Origin of the sequence: Pseudoalteromonas sp. UCD-33C, from assembly GCF_001306895.1 — a bacterium.
GTDB lineage: Bacteria > Pseudomonadota > Gammaproteobacteria > Enterobacterales > Alteromonadaceae > Pseudoalteromonas.
Window position 1 is genome coordinate 78,382 of the sequence record NZ_LJTB01000004.1, and the last position, 14,782, is coordinate 93,163.

Annotated in this window: 15 protein-coding genes; 5 read left to right on the plus strand and 10 right to left on the minus strand. The window is 41.1% G+C overall.

Annotation, left to right across the window (positions count from 1 at the left end):
• Window positions 1-3 precede the first annotated feature (3 nt).
• The 8 genes from AOG26_RS10410 to dapA form a co-directional block, all read right to left on the minus strand.
• Entirely contained in the window at window positions 4-357 is a 354-nt protein-coding gene (locus tag AOG26_RS10410) for an ApeI family dehydratase (protein WP_054562418.1), read from the minus strand.
• Window positions 341-1,699: an AMP-binding protein gene (locus AOG26_RS10415; RefSeq protein WP_054562419.1), complete on the minus strand. Its 1,359-nt coding sequence runs from the start codon at window positions 1,697-1,699 to the stop codon at window positions 341-343. Before AOG26_RS10415 ends, AOG26_RS10410 begins: the two co-directional genes overlap by 17 nt.
• The gene (locus tag AOG26_RS10420; RefSeq protein WP_054562420.1) at window positions 1,686-2,252 is read right to left on the minus strand and encodes a hypothetical protein; all 567 of its coding nucleotides are present in this window, start codon (window positions 2,250-2,252) and stop codon (window positions 1,686-1,688) included. Before AOG26_RS10420 ends, AOG26_RS10415 begins: the two co-directional genes overlap by 14 nt.
• Before the next feature lie 8 nt (window positions 2,253-2,260).
• Window positions 2,261-2,506 (minus strand): acyl carrier protein, encoded by a 246-nt coding sequence (locus tag AOG26_RS10425; protein WP_054554554.1) that lies wholly within the window; start codon window positions 2,504-2,506, stop codon window positions 2,261-2,263.
• Window positions 2,507-2,531: 25 nt separating this feature from the next.
• On the minus strand, window positions 2,532-2,789 hold the full coding sequence (locus tag AOG26_RS10430) for a phosphopantetheine-binding protein (RefSeq protein ID WP_054554555.1): 258 nt from the start codon (window positions 2,787-2,789) through the stop codon (window positions 2,532-2,534).
• A complete protein-coding gene (locus AOG26_RS10435) occupies window positions 2,786-3,571 on the minus strand; it encodes a lysophospholipid acyltransferase family protein (RefSeq protein ID WP_054562421.1) in 786 nt (261 codons plus the stop codon). The genes AOG26_RS10430 and AOG26_RS10435 overlap by 4 nt, the downstream gene beginning before the upstream one ends.
• On the minus strand, window positions 3,561-4,271 hold the full coding sequence (locus AOG26_RS10440) for a beta-ketoacyl synthase chain length factor (protein ID WP_054562422.1): 711 nt from the start codon (window positions 4,269-4,271) through the stop codon (window positions 3,561-3,563). Before AOG26_RS10440 ends, AOG26_RS10435 begins: the two co-directional genes overlap by 11 nt.
• A 106-nt stretch (window positions 4,272-4,377) precedes the next feature.
• Entirely contained in the window at window positions 4,378-5,292 is a 915-nt protein-coding gene (dapA, locus tag AOG26_RS10445; RefSeq protein ID WP_054562639.1) for a 4-hydroxy-tetrahydrodipicolinate synthase, read from the minus strand.
• A 160-nt stretch (window positions 5,293-5,452) separates the two neighbouring features.
• Here dapA and AOG26_RS10450 point away from each other — a divergent pair, with 160 nt between their 5' ends.
• Together AOG26_RS10450 and AOG26_RS10455 are read left to right on the plus strand one after the other, a co-directional pair.
• The gene (locus AOG26_RS10450) at window positions 5,453-6,106 is read left to right on the plus strand and encodes a DUF6058 family natural product biosynthesis protein (RefSeq protein WP_054562423.1); all 654 of its coding nucleotides are present in this window, start codon (window positions 5,453-5,455) and stop codon (window positions 6,104-6,106) included.
• Window positions 6,107-6,342: 236 nt separating this feature from the next.
• Window positions 6,343-10,119, plus strand: a complete 3,777-nt coding sequence (locus AOG26_RS10455) for a S8 family serine peptidase (protein WP_054562424.1) — start codon at window positions 6,343-6,345, stop codon at window positions 10,117-10,119.
• Between the two features lie 69 nt (window positions 10,120-10,188).
• Here AOG26_RS10455 and AOG26_RS10460 read toward each other — a convergent pair whose 3' ends face one another.
• Window positions 10,189-10,416 carry a hypothetical protein gene (locus AOG26_RS10460; protein ID WP_408002938.1) on the minus strand — a complete coding sequence of 76 codons (228 nt, stop codon included), beginning with the start codon at window positions 10,414-10,416 and terminating at the stop codon, window positions 10,189-10,191.
• A gap of 249 nt (window positions 10,417-10,665) precedes the next feature.
• Between AOG26_RS10460 and AOG26_RS10465 the strand changes: the two genes are divergently transcribed.
• Together AOG26_RS10465 and ykgO are read left to right on the plus strand one after the other, a co-directional pair.
• Window positions 10,666-10,917, plus strand: coding sequence for a type B 50S ribosomal protein L31 (locus AOG26_RS10465; RefSeq protein ID WP_054562425.1), 252 nt, complete (start codon window positions 10,666-10,668; stop codon window positions 10,915-10,917).
• Between the two features lie 18 nt (window positions 10,918-10,935).
• Window positions 10,936-11,073, plus strand: coding sequence for a type B 50S ribosomal protein L36 (ykgO, locus tag AOG26_RS10470; protein WP_054562426.1), 138 nt, complete (start codon window positions 10,936-10,938; stop codon window positions 11,071-11,073).
• 51 nt (window positions 11,074-11,124) lie between these two features.
• Here ykgO and AOG26_RS10475 read toward each other — a convergent pair whose 3' ends face one another.
• Window positions 11,125-11,511: a cytochrome b562 gene (locus AOG26_RS10475; RefSeq protein WP_054562427.1), complete on the minus strand. Its 387-nt coding sequence runs from the start codon at window positions 11,509-11,511 to the stop codon at window positions 11,125-11,127.
• 346 nt (window positions 11,512-11,857) lie between these two features.
• Between AOG26_RS10475 and AOG26_RS10480 the strand changes: the two genes are divergently transcribed.
• The gene (locus tag AOG26_RS10480) at window positions 11,858-14,704 is read left to right on the plus strand and encodes a TonB-dependent receptor domain-containing protein (RefSeq protein ID WP_054562428.1); all 2,847 of its coding nucleotides are present in this window, start codon (window positions 11,858-11,860) and stop codon (window positions 14,702-14,704) included.
• Window positions 14,705-14,782: the final 78 nt, after the last annotated feature.

The window sequence follows — 14,782 nt, forward strand, 5'->3', positions numbered from 1 at the left end:
GGCTTAATCACAAAATACAATTCGACCAGACGCATGCTGGCCTTTTTCTGATTGATAGCTAAACAAACATTTGCCTTTTGCATTGCGCTCAAGGGTGAGGTTTACCGTCATATCAGGGGTTGTTACTACCTGAAACTTTAACACTTCTAAATCTTGTACTAGTTTGCCAAAACCCAAATATTGCTGAGCATATTTTACTGCCCAATCCAGCTGTACTACGCCTGCTAAAATTGGCGCATCTGGAAAGTGGCCGCGAAAATAATCTAAATCAGCCGCAATGGTTAACGCTAAACTCACGCTAGTTTCTGTTTGTGATAAAACGGCCACCTCTGGGGTCACGTTATTCAGGCTTGGCAAAATACTGCTCCAATGTTTTTAAACTTAATTTAGCTTGGCTGTTAAAAGGAAGTGCATCGATGTAGCGCCATTTACGTGGTAAGCAAATACGTTCAAAGCGGTTTGAGAGGTGTGCTTGTAAAGCGCGGTTAATTGCCAATTTACCCTGTTGTTCAAGCTCTTTATTAGCTTCTTCACTGAGTACAACCACCGCACCAATTTGCACGCGCTTAGCTGGAATAACCACCACTTTTGCTTCTTTTATCCAGTCGTGACTTTGCAGATAACTCTCAAGCTCATCTAGGTTTAAACGTTTTTCTTCAATTTTTATCGTTCTGTCTATACGGCCCAACAGTTTAAATTGACCATTTTTATGAACGAGTGCTCTATCGTCTAAAGGGAAATTCGATTGCTCTAAAATCGCAGAATCTAGCATCAAGCGCCCTTCATGATTCAGCGATAAAAAATTACCATTAAACGGCTGCCATGGTACATCAACCGCCGCCTGTGTAACTTGTCGATAAGCAATACCGCCGGTTTCGGTACTACCAAATACTTGGGTAGCCGGGCGAGCTAACTGGTTAAATAAAGTTTCGGCATGTTCATTGTTGAGTGGTCCGCCAGAGGAAAATAACCACTTAATTTTGTCGCGTTCAGGAATTAACACATTATCAGCACATAAACGACCAAGTTGTGCAGGGCTTGAAACGAGCGCTGCATAACGAATATTTTTTAGTCTTTGCGCAATATGTTCAGGATACTGAATTTGTTCACTATCAATTATATGGCCTTTCGCCAACGGCCAAAGTAAACGAAATAATAAGCCGTAAATATGTTGATGCGAAACGGTTGCTAAAAACGTAAACTGGCTGGGTAAGTCAAATGACATTGAAAGTACTGCAAGCTCTCGATTTAATACCCGCCACGGTTTCACTATCGGTTTAGATTGCCCTGATGAGCCTGACGTATAAAATATAACCGCTGTGTTTGTTGGCCATTGTAAACGGTTAGTTTGCAAAGGCGTGTGACCAAGACTTTGCTCAAGGTTAGTAAATAGCACATCATCATTGATATTGGTCGCATCGCCGGCAAAAAAAGCAGACTGTGCTAGCAATAAACTTAAGGTTTCGTGCTGACCATTAGGTGGCAAAATAACATTATAACCACTACACGCTAAGGCAAATAAGCGCACTGCAAATTGGTAGGTATCAGGATGGAATAACACCACATGGCTGCCAGCTTTAAGCGCTGTGAGCTTACTTTGATAAGCCGCAATATCAGCAAAAAACTGTGTTTGTGTTATTGGCTGCCCTGCAACAACAAATGCAGCGTCTGGGTGAAATTTCAGGTTACTCGCTACCATTACTTTTAACCTTTTGTCTTACAAGCCATTCCACAAGGCCTAAGAGAGCAATCAAAATATAGGCTATTAATCCGTTGTACAGAGTCCATGTCTGTAACGAAGTAAATAGGCTAGTGTATAACGCAATACTGCCATTAATAATAAAAAACGCGCACCATACTTTAGTAACTTGGCGCGTGTAATTAACCCCTTTCTCATCAAGATCAGGCTCTTTAATTCGAGCAAAACTTTCAATGACTGTTGGGCCACTTTTCAACGAATAAGCAAAGGTTATGGCCATTACTGTATTTATAATGACTGGGTAAAGCTTTAAGCCCAGATCACTGTTAAAAAACTGCGTTGTTGCTAAAGCGATAATAGCCAAAATAGAGGCTGGCTTTATCCATGGCATAGATGTCAGTAACTTCTTGCTAAGTAAAAGCCTTAAACCTAACAATACCATCAATACCAAGCTCACTTGCCTTAATGAGATATGCTGTAATCCAAAATACACAATAAATGGGTATAAAGATAAGCATACTAAGAGCAATGTTGTGGTTATCGCTTTGAGCATAGTAATGTTTATGAAACGAGTTTTTCTACTTCGTTTACAACATCTTGCACAGTACGCACTTGCTTAAATGCATCTGGCTCAATTTTCTTACCAGTGATTTCGCGTAGTTTTACAACTAAGTCAACAGCATCAATGCTATCAAGATCTAGGTCTTGATACAGGTGCGCATCTAGGCTGATATCATCAGCATCGATCTCAAATTCATCTACTAAAATGCCCTGTAAAACGTTGTAAATGTCAGCAGCGGTTTTCATGCTTATTCCTACTTCTAAGTCTGTATTATGATTGGTGTTGGTTAATAAATTCTGCCAGTGCATCTACCGATGCAAAATGGGCTTTTGTTTGTTCTGAGTTTGCGTCAATCTTAACGTTAAACTCTTTTTTAATGGCTAAGCCAAGCTCAAGCGCATCGATGCTATCTAGGCCTAAACCATCAACAAACAAAGGTTGGTCATTTTCAATATCATCCACGGTAATATCTTCAAGATCTAAGCTGCTAATGATTAATTGTTTTATTTTGTTCTTTAGTTCAGTCATAGGTGCCTGAGTTCCTCTGAAAAGTAATGTTGCAAATCACGGGTTAATTGTCGTGCTTGCATGGCGGGTTGTTCATTATTAAATGTGTCGTTAAACGTAAATGGGTCAGTGGCAAAGCGCATCTCAAAATGCGCTTTTGTTGCAGCAACGCAATACCATGGTGTGCCTTTGGTCAAAGTGCTGGGCTTCATACTAATCAGCACTGAGGTAATTGGAGCTTTACAACGCGCAGCAATATTCGCAGCGCCACGCTTAAATTTTAGCTGTTCACCTGGGGTTGTGCGGGTGCCTTCAGGAAAGATTATCAGATTATTTCCAGCAGCGAGAGATGCTTCACAATCATTCAGTAACTCTTGCGGGTCTTCATTACTAATATAACCTGTGCCTTTAATTACACCGCGCATAAATGGATTTTTAAATAAGTGTGCTTTGACCACGCAGTCAGCATTTTTAATCACAGATATCAGCACCACAACATCAATTAATGAAGGGTGATTGGCAAGAACTAATTGCCCTCTCAGGTCATGAAATTTCTGTTTATCTTGCACAGAAAAATGGATAGCACCGGTGTAATGCATTAAGGCAACAAAGAATTTAAAACTATAGTGAACCGTTAAACGGGCTTTTTGCTTACGTTTCGCTTGGCAAGGTTCAAATAAACGTTGTAGAGGCAAAACCAGCAAGGTGAGTACAATACCGCCAAAACCAAATACAGAAAAACAAAACCCGGTTGCCAGTACCCGCCAAATTTTATTCAACTTAATGTAAACGTTAGTCGCCATGGTACTGTAGCATCCAAGCTGATTGTTGATGCGAAAGCAGCGATTGTGATCCTTTGCTTGTTAAAGCAGCTGCTAATTGCAAACTCAGTGGTAAACACGAGTCACTTTGAGTATGTTCTGATTCAGGTAGTTTTGTTAATTCAAAATACGGCTTACCGGTCTGCGCTGTTGATAATACGAACGATACACTATGAGCAATTTGTTGCTCGTCGCTAAATGGTAAGTACTCATCTGGTAATACACTTTCGGCATGAGCAATCAAAATCTGCTGTTCAATACCACTATGAACACGCGCAAAACCATCTATCATGGCAGAAATAATGCTGTCTTGGTCACCAGCAATAGCATTCATCGGGGCTTTGTTTTTTGCAATAATCGAGAACAACCCAGTGACAGCATTATGCACACTCAGACCAAATGCGGTCGGAGAAAGAGGTTCTTGTTCGACAAGTGAATGTAACAATTGCGCTGTTTTTGGTAAGTCGCCATGACGCGATGAAAAATTAACAGCTAGCTGCTGATACTCACCTTGCGCTTGATGCATAGTATGAAGCGCCATTTTCATAAATGGGCTTAAGCGGCGGCGCTGCATCGGTGCAACCCAGCTTAAATCAAGGTCAGCAAGATTGAGATGGCTTAATTCTGCTATTTGTTGCTCGGGTGCAACCCATAAACTCAAATTCTCAACAACAAATTTCACAAATATTATTCTTATAACGCCAAACGATTGCTAATTTTACCTATTAGCTACAAAAAAGTAAAACAATGGTGCTTAATTACAGCCGCAATTAAGCACTCATTCATTTTTATCGTAAAATAACGTCTTTTTCGGTTAAAAGTTGTGCTTTTTCACCTACTATATCAGCAACATCGAGTTCGTTAATGTAACCTAAACCGATTTCTTGCTGAGCACTTGTTAGTGGCACATAAGGAAGACGGAACACAGGATTTACCGCGCCTGTCATCATAAGTGCCGTATTGATTGCAATTGGATTAGGCTCGCAGAATAACCAGCCCATAAGTGGTTGTAGTTTTGCATTAAGTGCATCATTTTGCTCATCCATTAACTGACGGAATAAGCCTGGAATAATATTAGATGTAACCGAGATAACACCGTGGGCTTTATGAATGTGTCTTGCATCATGCGCTTCATCGTCATTACCTGACCAACAAGCAATACCTTGCTGTTCATAATGAGCAATACGCTCATTGCCACCGCACTCTTTTACACCGATAAAGTTTTCGTGCTTCGCGAGTGGCTCAATGATATCGGGTGTTAAGTCTTGGCCTGTACGACCTGCTACGTTGTAGATAAACGCAGGACCAATATCAAGTAAACGATTAAAGTGCTCTTTCACACCCGCCAGCGACGTACGTCCGTAATAAGGGTTAATTTGTAGCGCTGCATCCATACCGGTGGCAAAACCATACTCGGTTGCTTTAATCGCTTCTCGCGTATTGTTGCTACCTGTATTACCGACAATTAATAAACGGTCAGAGAATTTGCTAACACTGTGAGCAATTAGCATTAAGTGTTCTTCCCAATTCATTAATTGCCCTTCACCTGTGGTACCACCGACAATAATGCCATCAACACCAGCTGCAATTTGCTGTTCAACAAGGTCGTCATAACATGCAAGATCAATTTCACCATTGGTTAAATAAGGTGTTTTTATAGCGGTGATCAAACTTGCTTGTTTAATTGTTTCTAGGTTGCGCATAACTTTTTTAATGTTTGGAAAATTTGCGCTAGTTGTATCACAAACACAGGCATTTTCCGAGTAGTGTGCTGCAATAAATAAAAATACTTGAGAAAAAATCAAAGTTAAGCCAAAATCAAATACTGTATAAATTAACAGTATTTATTGTGAGTATTTGATAATGCAACTTTCAAAATTTTTGGCAACCTACTTTTATACCACCGAAGAGCTGTGCCATACCCTCTCAATTGATGAGGAAACGCTATCGGCATGGCAACAAAGTAGTTTATTTCCAAAGCCGAGTTATTGTTTGCAGAGTCAATTAGAATGCAGTTCGTATTCGGGCATTTATCAATGCGAAGAATATCAAGACTATTACCCTCGTGGTGCCACTAGTTGGGGGCAATTAATTATCAAACATGACATAAGCTCATCCTGCCAAGCGTTTAATTATTTTGCTCAGCAATATTCAAATCAACTCAGTAAGCTTGCTGAGCAAGGCTTTGCTATCGATGAAGAATTATTTGGCAGTGAAATTGACGAGCACTTACAGCAAGTTTGGCAGCAGTTTTTATGCAGTAAATACGGTGTGCTAACACAAAATGGCTTAGTTGAAGAAGCCGTACAGCTCGATGTGGCTAAGTTATTGATTGATGATATTACTGAACTACGCACTAAAACAGGTTTAAGCGTGGAAGAGCGCCAAAGCTTACATAAGGCGCTCAAATTAATGAACCGCGCGTTAAGTCATGGTACGGGCAACGAAGGTAAAAACACCTTACGCCATCGTTATATTGATGACGTAGTGGCAAAGTACGATCTATCGGTAAAATAACCTCTCATTTTTGCGCTTAAAATGAAGCGAAACTGAATGATCGCACAAAGTTACAACAGTGTTTATTTTGTTATAAATAGGTTAATACAATTTGCTACCTTTGTTTTGTAGGTTTTCATCTGCTTGATCGATAGATTGGTCTGGTTGAGTTATTGCTCTTGTCATATTTGTTATTTTAACAGCTAGCAATAACTTCTTTCTTCCAAACTAATTACATCAAAATAAAGGATGAAAAGATGAAACCTTTTCCAAGGCTTGGTCGCTTAAAGGCGACCTACTTAGCCATGCTCGGCTTATCGATTGCCCAACCAGCAACCGCAGAAGAATCATTTGTTACACAACAAAGTAAAGCGGATGCCCTTACATTCACTTTGATCACTGGGGACAAAGTATCGGCTGTTGTCAATAAAGACGGCAAGCTAGGCGGCATTCGATTAGTGAATGCAGATGGTTCAGATACATTCACCAGTATCTTTAAACGTGGTAACAACACCTATGTTGTTCCAAACCATGCTCAAGCCTTAGTTGATTCAAATGCGATCGATTTAGAGTTATTTAACATTAATAAGTTATATGAATCGGGTTACGATGATGCATCAACCGACGCGCTCCCCGTCATTGTTGAATACCGCGACGGCACCCTTGCAGGATCTGCAGTCCCAGCAACGCTTGCTGGTATGTCATTAACCGGTGAAATTGAGCTAATCGACAGCGCCGCATTTGCAATCAACAAAGACAAAGCAGCGCAAACTTGGCAAACCCTGGTTGCACAAGCTGACGTTGAAGGTATTTGGCTTGATGCTGTCGTTCATGCTCACAAGGTTACCCAGTCAGAAACACTGACTCCAACAGTCTCACTAACCGGCGCATATGGTGAGTCAGCGATTAACTATAATGGCGAAGGTATTAAAGTTGCCGTACTTGATACAGGCTACGACACCGAGCACCCAGACTTACTAGGTCGTGTCATTGCATCACGTGATTTTACGTATTCGAGCAACGGTGTAGATGACTTAAATGGTCATGGAACTCATACAGCCTCAACCGTTGCAGGCAATGGCCATGAGTCAGCAGGCAAATGGGTCGGTGTGGCACCAGCCGCCGATTTAATTATCGGTAAAGTACTTGGTAATACTGGAGGAGGATCAACCTACGGTATTTTAAATGGCATGCAATGGGCGGTGCTTTCAGAACAAGCTGACATTGTAAATATGTCATTGGGTGGCACAGCAACAACCTGTAGTGGCCCATTGGTTGAGATGGTTGAAGCGCTTAGCGATAAGGCTTTATTTGTTATCTCTGCGGGCAATAGCTTTACCCGTGAAACGATTGGTTCACCGGGCTGCGCGCCAAGTGCATTAACCGTGGGTGCTATTGATCGTGATGGCAATACGGCGTCGTTCTCTTCACGCGGTCCATCGCCAGATGGCCACTCAGCAAAACCAGATATTGCCTCGCAAGGTGTCTCTGTGGTTGCCGCGGCTTCTGGTGGCTTAGGTGATACGGCCTACCGCGTGTATTCAGGTACATCAATGGCTGCCCCGCATGTTGCCGGTGGTGCTGCAATTGTAATGCAAGCTCGCCAAAACCTTACGCCAAAAGAAATTAAAGACGTGCTTACATCATCTGTATTTAGTAGTGATTCTCACGTCCTTGAGCAAGGTGCCGGTGCCATGAATATCGACCGTGCCATTGACCAAGCTATTGTGGCCCCTGCAAACCGTGAACTTGGCTACTTTGATAATGCCAATAGTGCATTTACCGAAACACAGATCACGTTAACAAACACCTCTGATGAAAATATTAAATTAAAATTGAAATTAGATTTAATCGGTGAAGATGGCAAAACACAATTACCGGCGACCTTGGCAGGGTTAGATGTTAAATCTGTGACAATCCCAGCCAAAGGTGTTGCTCAAGTCCCTATGTGGATTGACCCTAGTGTGGCACTTAATAACAGTGCTTATGGTGCAATTACAGGTCGTATCACAGGCAAAACCGTTGGCAATACCGACCAACAAGTGACTGTGCCAGTGTCATTTTGGATTGACCAACCTCATGTTAATTTAACTGTTAACCTGACTGATCGCTGGGGTAATCAAGCAGGCTCTCCATCTAAGCTTTACTTAATAAATGAAGAAGATGATTGGGGCAGTCTTGTTAGGCTCACTGGCGGTAAAGCCAATATCGATGTACCTGCTGGTTACTATACGTTGATTGCTAACATTATGACTTACGATAATCCGCAAACCAGCTCTGGTTTAGTAGAATCAGCGGCACAAATGGCTGTATTAAATCGTAAGATTGATGGCAAAACAGAGATTAACTTTGATGCACGTAACGCTCAGCCTGTTACCTTTAAAGCTGACCAGCCTCTTGATCCACAAGGTTATTCGTTTGGCTTTACTTACGCGATTGACGATCAAGAAGTTGCGAAGCTTGCAGCTATCGAAATGGCTCCTGATTACGTAAATGATATGTTTGCATGGTCACAAGGTCATGACGATCGTTTTCGCTCATTTATCACCACCCGCGCGGTAGCTCCAGAAACAACCGTCACAATGCAAAACGGGGTTGAACTTGATTACATCAAACAAGGTTTAGCACTGTCTTTTCACGGTGAGGGCTCTGCAGAAGTCGTGCCAGTAGGTGATGCTGGCTACAGCACTGATTGGAGTCAATTTGAGTTAGACGGCAAAATTGCGCTTATTGCTAACCCTAATTACCTCACGTCTTACATGGTCGGTAATGCGATGAAAAATGGCGCCAGTGGTGTGATCTTTTATCGTCCTGGTCGTGGCGGCCGATATAAAGGGGCAATCACAGGCACACCAAAAGTCCCCGTGATTGGTATTAGTACCGAACAAGGTGAAGCCTTAATGGCAGAAATCGAGGCTGGCAACAATATCGTTAGCTGGTCTGGTATTGCGGCTGAACGCTCACCTTATGCTTATTCAATAAACCATATTGTTGATGGCCGAATTCATTCTGGGCAAATCAATATTGCTGAACATAAAATGCATAAAATAAGTGCGTCTTATCACTCGCAAAATGACGAGCGCCCTGCATGGACTGATGTTATGGCAATGACCAACAGTACGGGGGAGTTCTACTCAACAGGTAGCTCACAGTTAATTATGTTGCCTCATCAACGTGATGAATATTACACAGCAAGTGCAAAAAATGCATGGACGAATGTCGTTATGCCAAACTATAAAATTCAAAGTGGTGGCGCTTATTTTGATGGTCCACGCGCAATGACTGAAGGTGCTGAGCAAAACACCACTTGGTTTAAAGGTCCACGTGCTGGTAGCTTAGGCAGCAGTGGCTCGGCGATTATTAGCCGCGATACCAATGTTCTTTACTTTAACCTTGCCTCGTTTGGCGATGCCGCAAACCATGATGGTATTTTTGGCTTTATGGGTAGCTCAGCCTTTGGTTTAAAAGTAAATGGTGAGCCAGCATCTCCGTATCAAGGTACGTTAACTCTTGAGCCGGGCTCTCATCAAATTACCTTAGAAATGCGTTCTTATGCCCGTGGTGTTGGTGAGCGCTCTCCAATAAATGATAAGCTAGGTTCTCTTTACCAAGGTTTCTATACATTTACGGCTGACGAGCAACAACAAGGTGTTCAGCCAATTTTAGTGCCTATGGTTGATTTACCGGTTGATATTAATAACAGCATGAAAGCGGGTGAAGCGGCTCAAGTTAAATTAACGGGTTTACTAGACGGTGTAGGTGAAGTGGCGCTGGCAGATGTGCAGTTCCAATATGCATACGGCCAAGAATGTACGATTGCTAACGTGCCTGCTTATATCTATTGCCCTGTATCAACGAAGTTCTCAAGCGAAAACTGGTTAGATGCACAAGTTGAACACATTGACGGTGAATGGGTAGCTACGCTCCCTAATACTGGAAACGTCGGTGACTTTGTCCATATTCGAACGATTGTTTCAGATTATGGTTCAAGCCAAGCAGAGCAAATTACCATGCGAGCTTACATGTTAGATTAATTAGTTAGCGCTAATCAGCAAAGCCGCCTTCGGGTGGCTTTTTTAATGTAAAAACAACATGATCAAGTATTAAGAATCTAAATGCTCGTACTGACCACGATACACTTCGAAAGTCTTCACAACGGTGTGTTGCTCTTTACTTAGATTATCAAACCAGGTATCGAAACGCTCATCATCATCTTGTTCACTCAGTGCTAAATACTGTGCCAACAACTCAATAATATCGTTGTGAGTACACGACAAGGTGTCTACATGACTAGCTAAAACAGAATGGTCTTTATCGCGAAGCGTGTTCATTACATTTTGATCTAGTTCTTCACGGCTAGTTTTATCATTCACTTCCATATCCCTCTTTAAAATAAGCACGCATACCTAGTTATAACAGCCTTATCGACAATATCCAGCTTTTTAAATCTAACTGCTTATTGATTGCTCAGCTTGTACAAAATTAAGACAAACCAATATAAATAAGAATCATTTTTATCTTGACCCAAACAGTCAACCACCCTACAATTGCTACATTATCACATAACAAATAGGTGCATTATGAAGCCAAATATCCACCCTGATTACCAGCAAGTCGCGTTTCATGATACAGCGGCAGACAGCTATTTTATTATTGGTTCGACAATCAAAACTTCGCGCACGATTGAACTTGAGGGAAGAACCTACCCTTATGTGCCAATTGACGTATCAAGCGATTCACACCCGTTTTATACCGGTAAGCAAAAAGCCGTTGCAAGCGATGGCCGTGTTGCTGCGTTTAATCGTCGTTTCAAAAACTTAGCTAGCAAATAGTTGCTATAAGGAAAGAACATGAAAGTATTAAGTTCATTAAAAAGCGCGAAGAACCGCCCGGGCTGCCAAACCGTAAAGCGTAAAGGTCGTGTCTATGTTATTAATAAAGACAATCCGCGCTTTAAAGCTGTTCAAGGTAAAAAGAAAAAGCGTTAAAAAAGGTGCCTAGGCACCTTTTTTAAATTAAAGTAATTTTAACTCAATAACTTACTTACCAAATAACAACTCCCAAAAACCTGGCGGCTCATGTAGCTCATGGTATTTCTTACGTAGCTCATCAATAGATTTAAGCGGCGCTTTTGCAGCTTCAAGGCCACGGGTCGTTGCAAGTTGCTTAGCTTGCTTTGCTTGATTTATAACTTTATCAAGCCCTTCTAAAGACGCCGTTTTATGCTGTTTAAAATCAGCTGTTTTGGCAGTCTCTAACAACTCAATAAATTCATCGATAGCGGTATTAAAGGTAGCTAAATCAGTTGCTCGCACTGAGTTTTTATAAGCAAGCCCCATGTTTTTCATATTGGCCTCAAGGTCAATATCGGAGGCGGCACTCAAACTAGAAAAAAACAGCAAAAAAATGACAAGAATTAATTTCATAAGATACTCATGTGTAAAACCTTGTCGCCATTATAAACCGAAAAATGTCACTGGCCTAATACATGAGCTTCTCTTAATTTTCACTAAAATAGTACTATCTAGAAAGCGCATCAAAGAACAATAATTATCATTTATATTACATCAATAATAAATGGTGACAGCACTAACTTAAAACCATATAAATTCATAAGATATTGTAATAAAAAAGCTTATTTATACTACAAATTGCTACGAAGTTTTTATTTGCATAAAATAGGAACAATGATAAAGTGCATCACGTTAACAATTAGAACACTTAGTTAACACCCCAACTCAGGGATAAAACAATAAAGTAACAGGTGAAACAATGATAAAAAATAATTATTTAGGTGCTAGCATAAAGCTTGCTCTATGCTCATCGGCACTTGCCATTTCTAGCCAATCGTTAGCTGCTGAAGAAGAAGGCGCAAAATCAATTGACCGTATCGAAGTAACAGGGTCACGCATTTTACGTGAAGGTGCTATTGCCCCTGCTCCAGTTACAGTGATAAGCGGTGAAGACTTAGTTAATACTGGCGCGGTTAATATTGGTGAGGCACTAAATAAATTACCAGCACTTGGTAATACTTATTCACTATCAAACTCAGGCCGTTTTATCGGTACTGCGGGCCTTAACATTCTTGATTTGCGTAATATGGGCACAGCTCGTACACTTGTTCTTGTCGATGGCAAACGCCATGTTTCAAGTTCTGCTGGTACTCAATCAGTTGACACCAATACAATTCCAAGTGTTTGGGTAGAGCGTGTTGAAATTATCACCGGTGGTGCATCAGCTGTATACGGTGCCGATGCTGTAACAGGCGTAGTTAACTTTATTCTTAAAAAGAATATCGAAGGCTTAAGTGTTAGTGTTACCAAAGGTGCCTCTGAACTAAGTGATTACAAAAACGAAAAAGCAACGTTTTCATACGGTACAAACTTTGATAATGACCGCGGTAATGTTGCCTTTGCTGTTGAATACTCAGGCCAAAATACATTAAATGCGCTTGATCACCCGTGGACTGATGGCTCTTTCTTTAGCTTGCGTAACCCAGCTCAAAATGAAGAGAACAAAGACGATCCAAATTTCCCTGATAAAATTTACACACCAAATGCTGGCTATTATGCGATTAATAATGCAGGTGTTTTTGCATCAAGCAATGGCTATGTTAACTCATTCAACCCAGATGGCAGCCTTCGTGACATTTATATAGGTGACCGAGTAGATGGTCTTGCATGTGCTGACTGTGATTCATTTAACCTTGCTCAATTCAATGAAATTCAGCCAGAATTTGAGCGCTACAACGTAAACTTTAAAGTAAACTATGACGTTGCTGAAGATATGAATGCTTATTTCGAAGCAAAATATGTAAACAGCGAAGGCGAAAGCATTGGCCAGCCAGCATTTTTCTTCTTTAACCCTAATAACAGCATCAAGATTGACAACCCATACCTTGACTCAAGCGTTAAAGATCTAATGGAACAAGAAGGTGTTAGCTCAATCATGGTTAACCGTATGATGACAGATTTAGGTCGTCGTATTGAAAACAACACACGTGAAACAACCCGCTTTGTTGCAGGCTTAAGAGGCACAGTATTCAATGACTGGGAATTAGATGCATCAGTTGTTCATGGCCAAACTGACTTAGAGCGTATTAATGGCGCTAACATGATTATGGCAAACTACTACAATGCTCTTGACGCAGTTGATGATGGCGAAGGTAATGTTGTTTGTCGTAGTGAAGAAGCGCGCGCTGAAGGTTGCGTACCAGTAAACATCATGGGCTTTGGCGCACCAAGTCAAGAAGCGATTGATTACATTAATACAGTATCAACAGGTACTTCTGAAATTACTCAAACAGTAGTAACAGCATCACTTGCAAACTCAGCAATTTATGAATTACCAGCAGGCTATGTTGGTTTTGCTGCCGGTGTTGAATACCGTAAAGAAGAAAGTGAAACTAAAGAGCCTGATAACGCAGTAGGAACGTTCTTTAACGCACTTGGTGAAGACAAAGGTGATTTTGATGTAAACGAGATTTACTTTGAAGCATCAATCCCGCTACTAGCTGACTTGCCACTTGTTCAAGACTTAGTACTAGATACAGCGGTACGTTATGCTGACTATAGCACTATTGGCGATGCAACAAGCTGGAAAGTTGGTTTAGATTGGACTGTGAACGATCAATTACGTGTTCGTGCAACACAATCTGAAGCACTACGTGCGCCAAACATTGGCGAAATTTTCGGTGCAGCGAGCCAAACATTCTACAACGTTGATGACCCTTGTTTAGCAGATAACCTAGATGATTTACAAAACTCAGAAGTTCGCCGTGCAAACTGTGCAGCATTAGGTGTTCCTGCTGGTTTTGAATCAGATTACGATTCACAAACGCTTGAAGGTTTAGTAAGCGGTAACAAAGATGTTAAAGGTGAAGAGTCAACCAGTACTACAATTGGTTTAGTTTACCAACCATCATTCCTAGAAAACTCAGTTGTTACAATCGACTATTGGAAAATTGAATTAGAAGACGCAATTACAACGATTGCTTCTCAAGAAATTCTTGACCGTTGTGTTGACGCTGAAGGCGGTATTAATAACCAATACTGTAATCTAATCACACGTGATAGCAGCTCACATGAAATTACACTTATCCAAAACTCGGTATTAAACGTTTCTGGACAAGAAGTATCAGGTGTTGACTTTGAGTTAGGTTATGACTTTGATGCTCTAGAAGGCAACTTCTCTACACGCTTAATTGGTACTTACCTAATTGAACGTAAAGAGTTCCCATTCCAAGACGAACCTGAAGATTACATCGAGTACGCAGGTACAACGGGTGAAGCTAAATGGCAAGCTAACTTAACTATCTCTTATAAGCGTGATGGTTTCTTTGCAACCTTTGATACACGTTACCTAGATGAAGTAAGCCTTTACACAGACCAAGAATTAGAAGATAACCCGAATCCAAACAGCTTAATGAAGTTTGGTAGCTACGTTATTTCTGACGCAACCGTTGGTTATAACTTCGAAAGCGGCTTTGGTGTGAAAGTAGGTGTTGATAACATCTTTAACCGAGAGCTTCCATTCGGTACAAGAGGCACAGGTTCAGGTAGTGCAAGTTACGACAATATTGGTCGTTTCGGCTACTTAAGACTATCTTACGATTTTTAATCGTTAAAATATTTGGTTCTCTTGGGGCTGCACATTTGTGCAGCCCTTTTTCTATCAGAAATTAAAAAACTATCCTAT

What these genes read in the sequence shown, in the direction of transcription:
- AOG26_RS10415 (WP_054562419.1), bottom strand. Translation starts at nt 1,699, where the DNA reads ATGGTAGCGAGTAACCTGAAATTTCACCCAGACGCTGCATTTGTTGTT.
- AOG26_RS10420 (WP_054562420.1), bottom strand. Translation starts at nt 2,252, where the DNA reads ATGCTCAAAGCGATAACCACAACATTGCTCTTAGTATGCTTATCTTTA.
- AOG26_RS10425 (WP_054554554.1), bottom strand. Translation starts at nt 2,506, where the DNA reads ATGAAAACCGCTGCTGACATTTACAACGTTTTACAGGGCATTTTAGTA.
- AOG26_RS10430 (WP_054554555.1), bottom strand. Translation starts at nt 2,789, where the DNA reads ATGACTGAACTAAAGAACAAAATAAAACAATTAATCATTAGCAGCTTA.
- AOG26_RS10435 (WP_054562421.1), bottom strand. Translation starts at nt 3,571, where the DNA reads ATGGCGACTAACGTTTACATTAAGTTGAATAAAATTTGGCGGGTACTG.
- dapA (WP_054562639.1), bottom strand. Translation starts at nt 5,292, where the DNA reads ATGCGCAACCTAGAAACAATTAAACAAGCAAGTTTGATCACCGCTATA.
- AOG26_RS10450 (WP_054562423.1), top strand. Translation starts at nt 5,453, where the DNA reads ATGCAACTTTCAAAATTTTTGGCAACCTACTTTTATACCACCGAAGAG.
- AOG26_RS10455 (WP_054562424.1), top strand. Translation starts at nt 6,343, where the DNA reads ATGAAACCTTTTCCAAGGCTTGGTCGCTTAAAGGCGACCTACTTAGCC.
- AOG26_RS10460 (WP_408002938.1), bottom strand. Translation starts at nt 10,416, where the DNA reads ATGAACACGCTTCGCGATAAAGACCATTCTGTTTTAGCTAGTCATGTA.
- AOG26_RS10465 (WP_054562425.1), top strand. Translation starts at nt 10,666, where the DNA reads ATGAAGCCAAATATCCACCCTGATTACCAGCAAGTCGCGTTTCATGAT.
- ykgO (WP_054562426.1), top strand. Translation starts at nt 10,936, where the DNA reads ATGAAAGTATTAAGTTCATTAAAAAGCGCGAAGAACCGCCCGGGCTGC.
- AOG26_RS10475 (WP_054562427.1), bottom strand. Translation starts at nt 11,511, where the DNA reads ATGAAATTAATTCTTGTCATTTTTTTGCTGTTTTTTTCTAGTTTGAGT.
- AOG26_RS10480 (WP_054562428.1), top strand. Translation starts at nt 11,858, where the DNA reads ATGATAAAAAATAATTATTTAGGTGCTAGCATAAAGCTTGCTCTATGC.